A 17,190-nucleotide genomic window follows, 5' to 3' on the forward strand; every position below is an offset into this window, starting at 1 on the left:
TAAATTTTGCAGTTCTTATTGTCAGCCGTCATTCCTATTCATTAGACGAATGATTTCCAGCACATTAGACGCTGACAATAAGCCCTGACAATAGGCTGACAATAACATTTTATAAGTTTTATTGTCAGCCTATTATTTTATGATTTTGCTCTCCCATATCTCCTATCCAGCTTTACTTACTTTTCAAGAAAAGCCTCCATTAAACATCCGTCATACAACCGGTATACTTCTATCATTCAATAACTATTGTTCGATCAGGATACCGGTATACTTAATTCTTCACGGCCGTGGTAGCTTCTTCCCACAGCCGTGACGAGTTCCTACCACGGCCGTGGGAAGATCTTGTCACGGCCGTGGGGAATTAATGATACCGGTACTTTCATAGAACAATACCGGTATCCCAACGCAACTATACCAGCTTCCCTTCTTATACCTCCCTACTTAATCAGCCTGCAAATAAGCTATATGACAAGAGGGCAAGGCTGATAATAAATCAAAAAGAAACCAGCAGTTATTATTTTATCCTGTGGAACATACACCATATATATTAGTAACACAAATATGGAAAGAAGTTACTTCCAAGGTAGATTTCAGAAACAGTTTTTTGCCTTTTGTATTGGGAAATGAGCTACCTTTGCTACAAATCCATACAATATGAACAGAAACACTTTTTTTGTATTATTCCTATTAATAAGCAACCTTGTTTCAGGACAGGACCTGAAACTGTGGTATAGTCAACCTGCACAAAATTGGTCGGAAGCTCTCCCTATTGGCAACTCCCGTCTTGGAGCCATGATATATGGCGGAATCGAACGCGAAGAATTACAACTCAACGAAGAAACATTTTGGGCAGGTTCTCCATACAATAATAATAACCCGAATGCCATACATGTTCTGCCGGCTGTACGCAAACTGATTTTTGAAGGGAGAAACAAAGAAGCGCAAAGACTCATTGACGCCAACTTCTTAACCCAGCAACACGGAATGAGCTATCTGACATTAGGTAGCCTTTATCTGGAATTTCCGGAACACCAAAACGCATCCGGCTTTTACCGCGATCTGAATCTGGAGAATGCAACGACAACTACCCGTTATCAAATGGATGACGTCACTTATACCCGCACCACTTTTGCTTCATTTACTGATAATGTCATTATTATGCATATCAAAGCAAGTAAAGCAAACGCACTGAACTTTACTATTGCATATAATTGCCCTCTAGTACATAAGGTGAATGTTCAGAATGATCAGCTGACCGTCACCTGTCAAGGGAAAGAGCAGGAAGGTTTGAAAGCCGCACTACGGGCAGAATGTCAAATCCAGGTAAAAACAAATGGCACTCTCCGCCCGGCAGGAAATACGCTCCAAATAAATGAAGGAACAGAAGCAACCCTTTATATATCGGCAGCAACCAACTACGTAAACTACCAGGATGTCAGCGCCAATGAATCCCACCGGACCAGCGAATATCTGAAAAGAGCAATGCAAATACCTTACGAAAAAGCTCTCAAAAGCCATATCGCTTATTATAAAAAACAATTTGACCGTGTACGCCTTACATTACCGACAGGCAAAGCTTCCCAACTGGAGACTCCCAAACGAATTGAAAACTTCGGATATGGAGAAGACATGGCAATGGCAGCTCTACTTTTCCATTATGGACGTTATTTACTGATTTCTTCTTCGCAACCGGGTGGACAACCGGCTAATCTGCAAGGTATATGGAACAACAGTACTCATGCACCTTGGGATAGTAAATACACCATCAACATTAATACAGAAATGAACTATTGGCCGGCAGAAGTCACTAATTTAAGTGAAACACATAGTCCGCTATTCTCTATGTTGAAAGATTTATCTGTCACAGGAGCAGAAACAGCCCGAACTATGTATGATTGTAGGGGATGGATGGCGCATCATAATACTGATTTATGGCGAATTTGCGGAGTTGTAGACTTTGCTGCAGCCGGCATGTGGCCTAGCGGCGGTGCCTGGTTAGCTCAACATATCTGGCAACATTACCTCTTTACAGGAAATAAAGAATTCCTGAAAGAGTACTATCCCATCCTGAAAGGAACAGCGCAGTTCTACATGGATTTCTTGGTAGAACATCCAGTGTATAAATGGTTGGTAGTGTCGCCTTCTGTATCACCGGAACACGGTCCCATCACGGCCGGTTGCACCATGGATAACCAGATTGCCTTTGATGCACTGCATAATACCTTATTGGCTTCATACATCGCAGGTGAAGCCCCCTCTTTCCAAGACTCCCTCAAACAAACACTAGAGAAGTTGCCACCTATGCAAATAGGAAAACATAACCAACTACAAGAATGGCTGGAAGATGTTGACAATCCCAAGGACGAGCACCGTCATATTTCACATTTGTACGGGCTATATCCGAGTAATCAAATTTCTCCATACTCGAATCCCGAGTTATTCCAGGCAGCAAGAAACACATTGCTGCAACGCGGTGATAAGGCTACCGGTTGGAGTATCGGCTGGAAAGTCAATTTCTGGGCACGCATGCTGGATGGAAACCATGCCTTCCAGATCATCAAAAATATGATTCAACTATTGCCCAGCGATCACTTGGCTAAAGAATATCCGAACGGGCGTACCTATCCCAATATGCTGGATGCCCATCCGCCTTTCCAGATTGACGGTAATTTCGGTTATACAGCCGGAGTAGCGGAAATGTTGCTCCAAAGTCATGACGGTGCCGTACATTTATTGCCAGCATTACCTGATGCATGGGAAGAAGGAAGTGTGAAGGGGCTGGTGGCACGTGGAAACTTTACTGTCGATATGGACTGGAAAAACAATGTGTTAAATAAAGCGATCATCCGATCGAATATAGGCGGTACGCTCCGCATCCGGTCTTATGTCCCACTGAAAGGGAAAGGCTTAAAACAAGTAAACGGGAAAGAGTGCTCAAATAGATTATTCGCCACCACTCCTATCAAACGACCTCTTGTAGCCAAAGGGGTAAGTGCGCAATCTCCCAAACTGCAGAAGGTTTATGAATATGACATCGAAACAAAGGCGGGTAAAACCTATATTGTAAATACAATCGAAGGAAAACAATAATACAGAAGAAGGGATAAATCTTTTCTCATGTTACATTATTTACAAACGATGTTACAACATCCGATTGTACCCCCGAAGCCTAATGAAAATATTCATTTTTTATTAGGTTATATTTAGGTTTTTAGTTTTCTTTGTACAACAAACAACGATCTATAACTATGAAAAATGTATTCACTTTTCTATTATTATTGTTTTCTTTGTTATGCAACGGGCAATCTCCTAAGTTATTCACTACTGACAAAGAACTCTCCAGTAGTCTGATTAATCAAATATATCAAGACCGGAACGGTTTCATTTGGATTGCAACAGAAGATGGTCTGAACCGTTATGACGGTGCTAAATTTACCATATACAAACATGAGCCCAATAACGAACATTCGTTAGCCCACAATTTTGTTCGTACTGTTTTTGAAGACAGCAAAGGTCATTTGCTTATCGGCACATATATAGGAATTCAAATGTATGATCCGGCCACGGACAATTTTACTCCACTTGCCAAATTGGAAGATACCGGGGAAACGCTTGAAAGCAACATTAATTCTTTCATCGAGCGAAAAAACGGAGAGATATGGGTATCCGGAAATGTGTTGTGCAAGCTGGACATCAAAGACCATCTGTTGACTGTCCGGAAAGTCGATATTGCAGTCACTTCACCCGGAAGCCTGTTTGAAGATAAAAAACAAAATGTATGGATGGCAAAAGGGGAAGAAGGAGTATATCAACTCACTCCCGACAATCAGCTTACGTTACACTTGTCTAAAGACAACGGATACGTCAAAAGTATATGTGAGGATCAACGAGGCAACATTTATGTAGGAAGTATACGAAAAGGACTATTCATTTACGAAAAAGAACGTAAAACCTTTGTTCCGGTCGATTTGAAAGAGAAAGGAGAACTTCCTGTTTGCTTCCTTTATTCCGGTATACCCAATGAATTGTATATCGGCACTGACGGCAAGGGAGTAGCCATTTATAATATCCGAACACACGAAATCTCCGAATACAAGTTTGACAATAATTATTTCGATTCGGGAAACTCAAAAATACACTCCATTCTAAAGGACAATTCGGGTAACTTATGGCTAGCTGTTTATCAGAAAGGAGTTATATTAATTCCGGCCCGCACCAACAGCTTTAAGTATATCGGACATAAATCAACAGATAAAAATTGCATAGGCTCCTGTTGTATTACTTCGTTCTGCAAAGATAATAACGGAACTTTATGGATAGGAACGGATAACGACGGTATCTATGCCCTTACAGAAAAATTAGAGCCGGCAAAACATTTCTCACACACCACCCATCCTCATTCAGTACCCTCAACTGTTATTAAATTGTATGAAGACTCCGAACACAATATGTGGATTGGCTCCTTTATCAACGGTATGGGAAAGCTGAATAAACAGACAGGATTATGCGATTACCAGTACAAACTGGTAGATAAGAACAACAACTATATACAACGTGTATATGATTTCGCAGAAGATAAAAACAAGCGTCTTTGGATTGCGACAATGGGATTCGGTTTGTTCTACTATGACCTGAAAACGAAAGAATTTACATCCATACAATCTCGGACATCTCTAATCAACGAATGGATAGGTTGTCTGCACTATTCCGATGATAATAAACTGTATGTCGGAACTTATGACGGCGTCAACTGTATAGACCTTGACAGTCCTGATTTTCAAAGTCATAAGATACTCTCACAAAATGTTATTTATTCAATCTTTGAAGATGACGAAGGAGTTGTCTGGTTGGGCAGTTCCGAAGGATTATCCGGTTGGAATAAAAATACGAAAGAACTAACCACTTATACTACTGCAGACGGATTGCCCAGTAATACAATATATGCCATACAAGGAGATGGAAAAGATTTTCTTTGGATAAGCACCAATGCCGGAATTTCCCAATTCCAAAAGAAAAACGACAAATTTATCAATTATTATGTCAGCGACGGATTACAGGGAAATGAGTTCTACAAGAATGCCTCCTTCAAAGATAAACAAGGTATTATCTGGTTTGGCGGAATGAATGGTATCACCTATTTCAATCCGCAAGACATTATCAATCCGGCAAAAACATGGAATATCCGGATTACCGACTTTTTCCTGCATAACAATCCGGTTAGAAAAGGAATGAAATCCGGTATTCACAATATTATCAACTGCCCTGTATTCAACGCTAAAGAGTTTTATCTATCCCATAAAGACAATGTGTTCAGTATCGAGTTTGCCACTCTGGAATTAAATGCCCCCGAACATATCAACTACCTTTATTCTATCAACGATGAAAAATGGATTAGTTTGCCCAAAGGTGTAAACCGTATCTCATTCAGCAATCTGAAACCCGGTACCTATAACTTTAAAATCAGAGCAAAAGACAACACTGTGTATTCAAATATAAAAGAAATTACCATCTTTATATCTCCTGCATGGTATGCTTCATGGTGGGCCAAAGTTATCTACTCCTTATTATTACTGACCATTATATTTATCATTATTCTTCAGATCAGACATCGGTACAGAATGCATCAGGAAATGCTGCAACATATCCATGCCGAACAAATCAATGAAGCAAAATTGCAGTTCTTTATCAACATCTCTCATGAGATACGCACTCCGATGTCTCTAATCATCAGCCCTCTACAGAAACTGATTAAGAATGAGGAGGACAATGAACGCCTGAAAATATATCATATTATCTACAGAAATGCGGAACGTATTCTGAATCTTGTCAATCAACTAATGGATATTCGGAAAATTGATAAAGGACAAATGTTCCTGATGTTCCGGGAGACCAACATTATTCCTTTTATAGAGGATTTATGTACAACTTTCGGTCAACAGGCAAATACAAAAAATATCCAACTACAACTTCACAGTACACTCCGGGAACTGAATGTATGGGTAGACACAGGCAATTTTGATAAGATTATCCTGAATATTCTGTCTAATGCCTTCAAGTTTACTCCTGAAAAAGGAAACATAGATATTACCATCCGTACGGGAGAAGACAATACACTGCCCGATCCCTTGAAACAATATGCCGAAATAATTATCGCGGATACCGGAACAGGCATCGATGAACAGGAAAAAGAACATATCTTCGAACGTTTCTATCAGATCCGTAACAGCCAACAGAATCCGAAAGGCGGAACAGGAATAGGCTTACATCTGACTCGTTCATTAGTGGAATTACATCATGGAATTATCTATGTAGAAAATAATAAAGAACAACCGGGTTGCCGTTTTATTATCCGATTACCGTTGGGTAACAAGCATCTACGACCTGAAGAAGTTGACAACAATGAGCAAAAGGTAACAGTAGCCGTACCAACTGTTCCTGTCATCTCTCCCATTATAGAAAATGAGGAAGAAAAGAAAGTCAGGGTAAAAACTAAATATCGCGTATTAATTGTAGAAGACGATGAAGAAATCCGAAATTATATAGCGAAGGAGTTTGGGGACAAATTTCATATCATGGAAAGCCGTAATGGTAAAGAAGCATTAGAGCAAATATTTAAGAAGACTCCGGATTTAGTCATTAGTGACATCATGATGCCCGAAATGGACGGACTCACCTTATGCCGGAAGATCAAGCAGAATGTAAACCTCAACCATATCCCAGTCATTTTGCTTACCGCGAAAACGAGGGAAGAAGACAACCTTGAAGGTCTGAATACAGGAGCCGACGCCTATATCATGAAGCCATTCAATATCGAAATTCTGCAAAAGACGGTAGAAAATCTGATTAATACACGGCAGCAGTTACGCAAAGTATTTACAGGCCAGCAAAATCTGGAGAACAAGGTTCAGAAACTGGAAGTGAAATCACCCGATGAGAAATTGATGGAACGTATTATGAAAGTGATCAATGAAAACATCAGTAACCCTAACTTGACAATAGAGACAATCACCACCGAGGTAGGTATCAGCCGCGTACATCTTCACAGGAAACTCAAAGAGCTCACCAACCAGACAACCCGTGACTTTATACGTAATATACGTTTAAAAGAAGCCGCTCGTTTATTGTCCGAAAAACAGCATACCATATCCGAGATAGCCATGTTAACAGGATTCACTGATCCTAATAATTTCTCGACAACATTCAAAGAATTGTATGGAATGCCGCCTTCAATGTATATGAAAGAGCAGTTGAGTAAAAAGGAAGAGTAACCCAACTGCTCTCTAGCATGTTTATCTGTTAAACTTGTACCAATCAAAGTTAAACAGTTTGCAGCCTTTACGTCCTTTGAATACAAAATAAATATCTTGTATTCCTGTGACCGGTTTTACAATATCAGTCTGCAATGTTTTCCAGCATTCCCAACCTCCCGTTGAAGGAATAGTCAGTTCCGCAATTAATGGTCCGCTTATACTGTCTGTACGTACTTCAAGTGTTCCGCCACGAAGGGCACTGGCAACGGTAGCAGTGAACCGTTTGGGGGATTTATTGCCGAAATCCACTTCACGTACCTTTATATAATCTCCATTATGAATTTCAGATATATATATACCGGTTTTCACATTTGGTTCGGACTTCACACCTTCAGAAAAAGCGATTGTTTCAGCTTCCACCCTTTCGTAAGGATTGAGCGTACCTACCGGTGACACCCCTTCCCGGGTAGCATTAATAATCGGGAAAGTGCCGTCAGCGTTATACTTAAATTGCTCCACCGCCGTACTTCGCCCGAAGCCTCCACCACCCGGCAACTTACCCGTATGATAGAAGAAATAAGAATTGCCTTTATAGTCTATCACTCCACAATGGTTAGTAAACGAACCCGTATCTTGTAAAGGCATGATTTCTCCCATATACTTCCACGGACCAAGAGGTCCGTCACTCATGGAATAGGCAATATGTTCGGGTACACCTCCGGCAGCATAAAGAAAATAGTATTTTCCTTCCCGTTTATGAAGCCATGGACCTTCTGTATAAGTATCTTTATACTTAACACCTTTGACACGCTTTTCCGGATTAGGTGCACCAAAGCTCTCAACAGTCTGTTCCAGTTTGCCCACTCCACCTTTCAAAGAAATCATATCTTCATTCAATTCTGCATAATAGATATTCGGATTTCCCCAATACAGATAAGCACGACCGTCATCATCTATATATACGGTAGGATCTATATAATCCCAGCTCCCGTCATGAAGCGGTTTGCCGATGGCATCTTTAAAAGGACCGACAGGCGAATCGCCTACCGCAACACCGATTGCCATCGTATTGGAAAGTTTGGAATGCAGGCAGACATACCAATAAAACTTACCATTACGTTCGATGCACTGTGCTGCCCAGGCACGGTCGTCCGCCCAGTCGAATGATTCGATGGCAAGAGGAGAGCCGTGATCGGTCCAGTTCACCATATCTTTGGTAGAATACACGCGCCATTCCTGCATCCAGAAAAAATCAGCCTTATCTTCATCATGTCCCGTATAGACATACAATGTGCCATCATGCACCATAGGAGCAGGGTCTGACGTATAACAGGTTTGCACAAACGGATTTTGCGCTCCTGCCTCATGGGGTAGAGCACCTCCAAGCAGCAATAATGCCGCCACAAGTTTTGCTTTCAGATTCATATCATTTTCAATGTTTAAACAAGTGTGGAACAAACTCTTTCAGACAGCGTCTCCATGTGAGCCATTCGTGGCCGGTGCCTTGCGATTCATAATAAGCCACGTTGATGCCCAGTTTGCGGAGAGACTCCACCAACTGCTTCGTGCCCATCTGTTCGTCCGTGCCGCAGCCGAGGAAGAGATAATGCACTTTCTTGTTGAACTTACCTGCATCGGCAAACACACCGTCGAAGCACGTTTTCACGTCCAGCCCGAAAATCGCCCCGCTGAACCCGCCAATGTAGGAGAACATGTCGAGACGCGGCAACGCTGTTTGGAACGTCTGGTGTCCTCCCCACGACAAGCCTGCCATTGCACGGTGTTCGCGGTCGGTCTTGGTGCGGAATGTACGGTCTATCATCGGAATGAGGTCTTTCAAAATGACATCATAGAAAGAAGCGCCGTAAAGCGCACGCTCTTCGTTCACATCTTTCCCCGGACGCGGCACGAAGGGAGTCTCCACATCTCCGCTATCCATCACCACGAGCATGGGCACGCACTTGCCGGTGGCTATCAGGTTGTCCATGATGTAGTGCATATATCCCTGGGTGCTCCAGCCGGTTTCATCTTCTCCCATGCCGTGCTGCAAGTAGAGCACCGGATAGCGTTTTTTGGGGTGAGACTCATACTCTGCCGGTGTGTACACCATGCAACGACGAAACTCTTTCTTCGCTTCCGAATAATAGGTGCAGGAGCGCACTTGCCCATGCGACACTTGCTGCGGGCGATAGTAATCGCCCTCTGCCCCTTCGGGTATCTCGATGCCGCTCGCCATGCGGCAACAACCGAAGAAGGTGCACGAAGAGGGATCTACCACCCTGAATCCGTCTACCAACAGGAAATAATAGTGGAATCCCACCGGCAGCGGGTCGGTCTTCACGCTCCACCAGCCGTGCTCGTCCATGGCCATCTCATACTTCTTGCCGCAGACGTCTGCCTGCAAGCGTTTCACATCGGGAGCGTAGCAACGGAAATAAGCACGGTTGTCCTTGTCGATACGAGGGAAGTCGCTGCCGTGCATATTGGTGGGGGCTGCCACTGTGTGCTTCCACACATCATCGGGCGAAGGAAGTTCAATGCCCATCAGGTGGAGTGCCTGTGCCGCATAGCGGCGTCCCAGCACCCGGTAACCGGCAGCATCGAAGTGAAGATGGTCGGGAGCGCAGCTCAACCCCTTGGAGGAGACAATAGCGCAGTTCTTTATCACCTGCGGCAACATAGCAATTACCTCGTTCATGCCTGCACAAACACCACCGTGGTCGGCATTCACCACTTCACCGGCAATCAGGGGCACCTCGTCAGCCTGCAGATGAAGGTCAGCAAGCAGGTTGTCGTATACGCTCTTCACCTTTTGGGGCCACTCCTTGTCACCGGTGTTCGACTCGCCCTGATGTAGAAGTATCCCTTTTATCACACCGCTTTTCTGTGCAATGCGTGCCATCTTCACCAAACGGGTATACGGGTCGTTGTCATACTCTTTCAGCGTATTCACCATCCAGTCGGGAGCTGTTTTGATATACTCCTCGCATTTGTCTTTCTGGAAAAGCTCGATCCGGCACCCGCCTATCGCCACGTGCACCACTCCGATGCGCACATGCGGGGGCAAGTTTTCTACCAAGGTCCGTCCGAAATAATCAGCCGGTGTCAGCCCGGTGTTCGGACGGCACAGCGGAGCGCGGGCGGGATACCATTCGCCTTTCACGCGTCCCAACTCTTTATTGTCTACCGCCGCCAACACTTGGAAGCGTGCATCCACCAGCGTATCTTGTGCTTCATAGCGGGCATTGCCTTCCATGTTAGACTGCCCTAGGCACAGATAAATGTAAAAGTTTGCATCCTGTGCAACCGCGCAAAGGCTTGCACACAACAAACAACTCAACAATAATAACTTCTTCATTTACTATCTTTCTATATTATATTTATTCCAACTTCATGCTGCTTATCACAATCGGCTTGCCACCAGTCGACCAGAACCCGACAATGTAGAGGTGCGACGGGTCTACCCTATTGCCGTCAGTATCTTTCATCTGCTGCAAATCTACCACCACTCTGCGTGTCTGTCCGAAATCGTAGGTGGCGGGCTTCGTCCAGTAGTCGTTCTTGTCAAAAAGGCGGAAAGAGACACCGCACTCGTTGTCGTTGCCCAATTCCACGGTCAGCCTCCGGTAGCCCGACAAGTCAAGTCCGCCGGGGTATTTCCATCCGCCAAAGCCATATTTGCCTGTCACCAAGATGCGGGTCGTTTCGTCAAAGGTGCCTTCTTCCCATATCGAAGGGTCAAACACGTCTTCCGTCAGCACAAAAGGCGAAACCACCGTCACCTGCAATGTCTGTTGCATGCTGTTTCCCGCTGCTGTGCGGTAAGTCACCGTTACCGTAGCATTGCCTGGTGCCACTGCCACCAGTTTGCCAGTCGGCTCCACCTTCAGCACTTGTTCGTCCGAGCTATTGATAGTCGCCTCGGCAGTCACCATTCGCGAGGTGCCATCTTTATACACCGCCTTCACTTTCAGGTAGTGCACTCCTCCCATCTGCAACGAGCGTGTCGCCTGCTCGCCCATCAGTTCCAGTCTCTCGGGCTCGCCATTGACGGTCACTCCCTCGGCATACTCCTTGAACCAATGATACATTGCCCACGGACAGGCTTCGGGATCGTTGAGGAACGTATAGTTGCCCTCTGTACCCGGCACGTCCTTAAACGCTGCCAGCTCGTGGCTTCTTGTAGTGAAAAAGAGCCACGACACATTTCCCGCATTGTCGGCTATATATTTGAAGTTGGCGCCGAAGCCCTTGCCACCGGCTTCGCCTGTGATGCTTTTTCCCCAAGTGGCATCGTATTTCAAAGGTGCCCAGTCTATTTCCGTCACCATGATGGGGGCAATCGCCGCCACCGGACCTACTTGCGTATCCCATCCGCGCTGGAAGGGCTCGTAGCCGCCACCGGTGGAAGAGCCGATTCCCTCGCCACTGTCTTTTTCGGCATCGCTGCCATACCATCCGGGATAGCAGTGCACGGCAAAGCCGATGTTATCGCCCTCGATGCGGTGGGTGGCATACCCGGCATACTGCGACTGGTAGGCCAAGCCTGGCACCCAAATGATATTACGGCAATGGCTCCTTATCTTGTCTACAATGGACTGGAAGTAAATCTTTGCATTGGCAAAGCAGGCATCGGAGGTGCTACCATAGGCGCCGTCGGTCCCTTTGATGTTGACCGGTTCATTGGCAAGTTCGAACATGATGTCCGTATTGTTCTTCACTTTAGGATGTTGCGAAACGATGTCCCACACGTTAAGCAGGAACTGCTGATAGCTATCGCCCACCTCTATTCCCTGATAAGGAGCTTCGTTGGGGCATACCCCGGGCGGGCGCATCACCACATACATTCCCTTAGATACAAAATACTCCGCCATCGGCACAAACAGTTCGTCGAGATACTTGCGGAAACGGGTCTCGGAAAAGCGTTCGTGCCCTTCGTATCGTACAAACGGCTTTGAAGTATCATCGCTCCAATAAGGGTCGAGATGCATCCGCACGAAGTTGAACTTCCATCCGGCAGCCACAATTCCGTCTACCATACGTTTGTTATAGCTGAGACACGACTGCACGTCATAGTTAGTCCATGCGTTATCGTTAAAAAAGGGGCTGTAGGTCTGTGTAAATCCATGAAGATTGACCGTCTCGCCCTTTTCGTTTTTAAGGTAGCGCCCCTCTACGTGCAACACCGGCAACTGATGATAGTCTTTCTCCGGAGCCGGTTCGTCCTTAGGTGTTTCCGGTTCGGCAGGAATCTCCGGTTGTATAGGAAGAGAGCTTTCGTCTGAGCAAGACGCCAAAGTCATGCCTATCCACACCAGCAAATAAATTATCTTTTTCATAATGATGTTGATGTTACATAATAGTTGTTGCAAAAATAACAATACTACCAATAGCGATAAAAACTATAGTTGTAAATACCGTCACCACTGATAGTTCCTTCATACAATTTATAGCCTTTTATATCACCATGATAAAAAACTAACGGAGAGCCGTTATAATCCATTTCGTAAGTTCCTTTCGTTTCCCCTTTAGGAATAGTGATTGATGCACTACTCTCATACTTTCCACCATCATTGTATGCTTCGTATGGGATTCTGCAACTTATATCTTTTTTTACGGGATAAGTTGTCGTGGCAGTAAAAATAGGATGATTGGAATACAGTTCTTTCATTGAAATCATTATGCGATTATCAATTCCATTTTGAGTAATACCAACTGTTAATGTTTTATTAGATCCCGGCTGTTTCAATACAATTTTTCCACTTCTGAGAGAGGAAGTATTGTCCTGGGCTACTACCGATAGAACATATATATCATAATACTGAAAACATATAAGATAATCCAACCATGAAGGACCACTCACTATTTCAGGTTGCAATAATGTTTTTGTTCCATTAACCTCTACATAGGAACATAAAGTTCTACTAAGAGGTTGTGAGTCATCCTTCGGACTAATAACAAAGTCCTCCACTACATCCGAATCTGAAGCCCCAAAACAATATGTACTATCCGAATTTGCAGCCCTTGTAACTATATCTCCTACTTTATCTATATCAAACAGAATTTCATTACTACAGCTACACCAAATAATCAAACTTAAAATAAATAATATGTTTTTCATTATTATCCGACTTTTATTGAAACAATAAAGGCAGCGGATTCATGTTATATGCCCCGCTGCCTTTTCTTATCAATCTCTATTATTTACCAGCCAATCCGTCAGCAAAACCGGCATAAGTATGCTTACGGTTGTAGTTGGAATCCCATAAACCTACAGGTTCACCGCCACGCCAGTTAGAATCACCGGGGGCACCGGGAGCATCGGTAGCACACCACTGCGTGATGCCGTATTGCTGTGCCACAGGAATAATCTCGAAGTATTTCTTCACGATAAACTTATAATATTCAGCCATCGCTTTATGTTGTTCTTCTGTCATATCCTTTGTCAACACCGTAGTGCCGCTTTCATCCACATATCCCATATCCAGCTCAGATACTTTCACGAGTTTGCCACTCTTGGCTAAGATTTCAAACATTTTCACTACATGTTCTTCTTGCTTCTGCTGGTCAGCAGCATTGGCGCGATAAGCCACGTGCATCTGTGTACCGATACCGTCAATCTTTGTCACACCGTCAGATTCCCACTTCTCTATCCAGTGTACCAAGCTCTTGGCTTTCTGATTGTTATCCCAAGTGGATTCCAGATTGTAATCGTTGATGAAAAGTTTGAGAGGTTTAACACCACCGTTTTCCGCATAATATTTACGGGCGGCAGCTACAACAATACGAACATAATCTTCACTACCCAAGTAATCTTGCCAGTAGAAATTATTGGCAGCGTCAGCACCGGCATTAGATGCAGATTGCAAGACATAGAAACCTTCACCGTCGTTGCCACCACCTGAAATAGCTTCGTTCACTACATCCCAAGTAGTCACGTAACCACCAGTAGCTTTCATCATTCCTTCAATCCAATTGTTCATTGCCCGAGTAAGCGCTTCTTTTTTCTCTTCGGGAGTAAGAGGAATAGTGTTACCTTTAGTAACTATTTGCAATTTGATATTATCAAAATAATATTTATTAGCAGGTGCATTGGGCGCGCCTACATCCAAGTTCCATGCAAAAGTCTGCATGTTTCCCTCAGGAGAAAGGGTAGTGTTAATAGTAATAGTTTTTTCAAAGTGTTGCCATTCCATAGTGAAACTAACAGCACACCCACCATCATAATGAATATAAGCTCCAGGGGCAGCATGAGCCTGAGACTCAGAATTATTGGGTGTATCTGCACGATAATCGAAAGAGATACGTACAACATCATTTTCCACCAACGGACGGTCAGCATACAAAAAGAATTGAGTATCCCAACTGTTTGTTCCTCCACCAGCAGAAGTAACAACGAAAGCACGACTACCGTCTTTACCTACTCCATCAACAATATCGCAAGCAGCATTAGCTCCTCCCACATGAGTAGAAACAAAATTGGTAGTTTCACTGCCTTGCGCATCACCATTAGTAATGATGTCAGTTAAAATCTCTACTGCCGCATCTCCCGGTGTAGGTATAATTGAATAAGAATGCGCATGCCAACTTGGTTTAGACCAATTAGAAGGCAGATTTCCTTCTTCAAAAGTTCCGTTCTTTATCATATTTTGCTCAGAACCTTTTTCAACCAGCACCATGTCATCAAACCAAAGATCTCCTCCAAACTGTCCGAAATTGAATAACAAACGAGAACAATCACTATTAGGTGTAAATTCAATGCTTATTGTGCTCCATGTAGTTCCTGCTGAAATCTGTGGTATGCCATAATGTGTATTACCAGCATTCGGTGTTTCTATCCAAAGCGGAAATGTCACAGCTGATGAAGCCTTGGTTCTCATAGAGAATACATAAGATTTCCCTTGTAAAAGAGGAGATTCCAAATCATAGTAATTTTGCCAATCCCATGGATTCGCCTTCGCTTCAGAAGTATTGATATGCAAACAATTTCCTTCTCCTACAGAGGGCGGCAATTCTTTGTCTTTAATCAAAGAATTCAAATACTTATTATTCTGCTGTGCATGCCAAGCCAATGTATGTCCATATATAGTAATTCCGGCAGCTTGGGCGGCAGTGACAAATTTATCCACAGTTTCGAAATTCATCTCCCCTTTATCGTTCACACACGAAGCATATTTCATCGCATTGCCTGCGGTCACTTCGTCGAAGTTGGCTTCCGCTAAACGAAATACCAATCCTCCTTCGATAAATTCGTTAGCTGCCAACGCTAATCCCAATTTAAAATCGGGATTAGCTGCACGGTCTATGTACGATTTCAGCGGGGCATAATCATTCAGATACTCGTATTGCGCTATCGACTCCGGTTTTGTCACCGTGACATCGGCAATCTCGGTATCCACGCAAGAAGCCAGCAAAGCTGCTACCAGCGTGCCCCATACCATATTATTTTTTCTATTCATCTTCATGTAGTTTTCTTAAATTGTTTAGATTGCGGTTCACTTCAACTTCACGTTAAAAGTTTCAAATTTGCTCTGTCTGTCGCGTGACACCAGCGCGTCCGTGCTGCTACATTTGGCAGTGCCCGTTTCACCGGTCACAGCATTCAACACATAAGGCGCATAAGTCACTTCATAGGTCAGTTCGAACAGGTCGCGGTCTTTGTCGCCCCACGCTTTCTTGGCACCATGATAGGTCCACTTGCCCGAACCGCTTGCCTGAGCCCCCGGTGTGTCGGTAGTGATGGAGCAATTGCCGTTGTCGTCAACCGTTATCACCAAGTCCATTGTCAACGTTTGCTTGGAAGATTCGCCTTTCTCATTCACCACATCCACCGAAAGCGAAAGAGGATAACGCACTTTGTTGAGGGCAATAGTTCCTAATGTACGTTGGTCTGCTTTCTCTATATTCTGCGGGTTACGGTTGAGCGTAGAAGTGTTGCCATTGATGTCGAGCTGGTCTGTGCCACGACTCAACCAAACGCCCTCATACTTGTTTTTGTAGGTCACCCCATAAAGCGCATAGTCTTTGGGAAGCACGTCCCAGTCTGCCACATTCAAGCGATTGGGAGACTCAACTTTAGGTTTGCCCGCCAAGATAGAGTCTGCAGCCTGTGCTAACCGTACCGGAATGACATAGGTGAGTTCGGGCGTGAGAGGATCATTGAAGAAAGCATCGGTCAACTGTATGTCCATACGTCCATAAATGTCTCCTTTGGGAAATACCACCTGTTCCGAAGAATAAGTATAATATTCCTTAGGCATAGGAAGTATCGGCTTGCCATTGTCGAAATAAGCATTGGTACACAAACTTTCATCGATAACAATCTGTGCTGTGCGCTCTTTGCGGTTTGACCACACACCGCCCAATGTAGCGATGATCTGCATCCGATATTCATTGTCTTGTTCGGTAGGATATACATCTTCGCCCAATGTGATGGTGCGTATAGGAGTCTGAGTAGCAAAACTGATGGTCTGATATTCGTAATCGTCGAATTCTTTGTCTCCGTTTTCACAGCCGGCAAACAACAAGCCAAGGACCATGCATTTCATTATTGTCTTATTCATAATCATTGTATGCTTTAGCATTTTATTAAATTTACACTATCGGTTTACCAACCCTGATTCTGTTTCAGTTCGTCATACTTAAGAACTTCCGAATAAGGAATAGGACCGTAATACATATACTCACTGAACGAGCGTTTGTCTACCTCCATCGGAGTATAACGGGTTCCACTGATATTCATCCCTTTAGCGGTTTCGGTCAGATTGCTCTTCCAGCGGCGCAAATCCCAGAAACGGAAACCTTCGAAACAAAGTTCGATGCGACGTTCGTTGCGGATGAGTTCCGCCATCTTTGCCTGATCGTTCTTGATGGATTCCAAGTAAGCATCACCATTGTCGCGACCGATGCCGGCACGGTGGCGCAACTTTTTCACCACATC

The 17,190-nt window shown here is 44.1% G+C and carries 9 protein-coding genes; 2 read left to right on the forward strand and 7 right to left on the reverse strand.

Annotated elements, in window-relative coordinates:
* Positions 1–654 precede the first annotated feature (654 nt).
* On the forward strand, positions 655–3,090 hold the full coding sequence (locus tag BSCG_RS10020; RefSeq protein ID WP_008776479.1) for a glycosyl hydrolase family 95 catalytic domain-containing protein: 2,436 nt from the start codon (positions 655–657) through the stop codon (positions 3,088–3,090).
* Between the two features lie 158 nt (positions 3,091–3,248).
* Positions 3,249–7,268: a two-component regulator propeller domain-containing protein gene (locus tag BSCG_RS10015; protein ID WP_032849594.1), complete on the forward strand. Its 4,020-nt coding sequence runs from the start codon at positions 3,249–3,251 to the stop codon at positions 7,266–7,268.
* Positions 7,269–7,289: 21 nt separating this feature from the next.
* Here the strand turns inward: BSCG_RS10015 and BSCG_RS10010 are convergent, their stop codons facing one another.
* The 7 genes from BSCG_RS10010 to BSCG_RS09980 form a co-directional block, all read right to left on the reverse strand.
* The gene (locus tag BSCG_RS10010) at positions 7,290–8,675 is read right to left on the reverse strand and encodes a glycoside hydrolase family 43 protein (RefSeq protein ID WP_015532251.1); all 1,386 of its coding nucleotides are present in this window, start codon (positions 8,673–8,675) and stop codon (positions 7,290–7,292) included.
* Positions 8,676–8,682: 7 nt separating this feature from the next.
* On the reverse strand, positions 8,683–10,608 hold the full coding sequence (locus tag BSCG_RS10005; RefSeq protein ID WP_008776482.1) for a sialate O-acetylesterase: 1,926 nt from the start codon (positions 10,606–10,608) through the stop codon (positions 8,683–8,685).
* Positions 10,609–10,630: 22 nt separating this feature from the next.
* Entirely contained in the window at positions 10,631–12,589 is a 1,959-nt protein-coding gene (locus BSCG_RS10000) for a cellulase family glycosylhydrolase (protein WP_008776483.1), read from the reverse strand.
* Positions 12,590–12,633: 44 nt separating this feature from the next.
* Complete coding sequence (locus tag BSCG_RS09995; RefSeq protein ID WP_008776484.1) at positions 12,634–13,371, reverse strand: hypothetical protein; 738 nt, start codon at positions 13,369–13,371, stop codon at positions 12,634–12,636.
* A gap of 79 nt (positions 13,372–13,450) precedes the next feature.
* Positions 13,451–15,715, reverse strand: coding sequence for an endo-1,4-beta-xylanase (locus BSCG_RS09990; RefSeq protein ID WP_241762151.1), 2,265 nt, complete (start codon positions 15,713–15,715; stop codon positions 13,451–13,453).
* Positions 15,716–15,745: 30 nt separating this feature from the next.
* Complete coding sequence (locus BSCG_RS09985; RefSeq protein ID WP_234116451.1) at positions 15,746–16,813, reverse strand: DUF5627 domain-containing protein; 1,068 nt, start codon at positions 16,811–16,813, stop codon at positions 15,746–15,748.
* A 44-nt stretch (positions 16,814–16,857) separates the two neighbouring features.
* Positions 16,858–17,190: RagB/SusD family nutrient uptake outer membrane protein (locus BSCG_RS09980; RefSeq protein WP_139016501.1), on the reverse strand; the 333-nt coding region annotated here is incomplete at its 5' end.

This window comes from Bacteroides sp. 2_2_4 (assembly GCF_000157055.1).
GTDB lineage: Bacteria > Bacteroidota > Bacteroidia > Bacteroidales > Bacteroidaceae > Bacteroides > Bacteroides ovatus.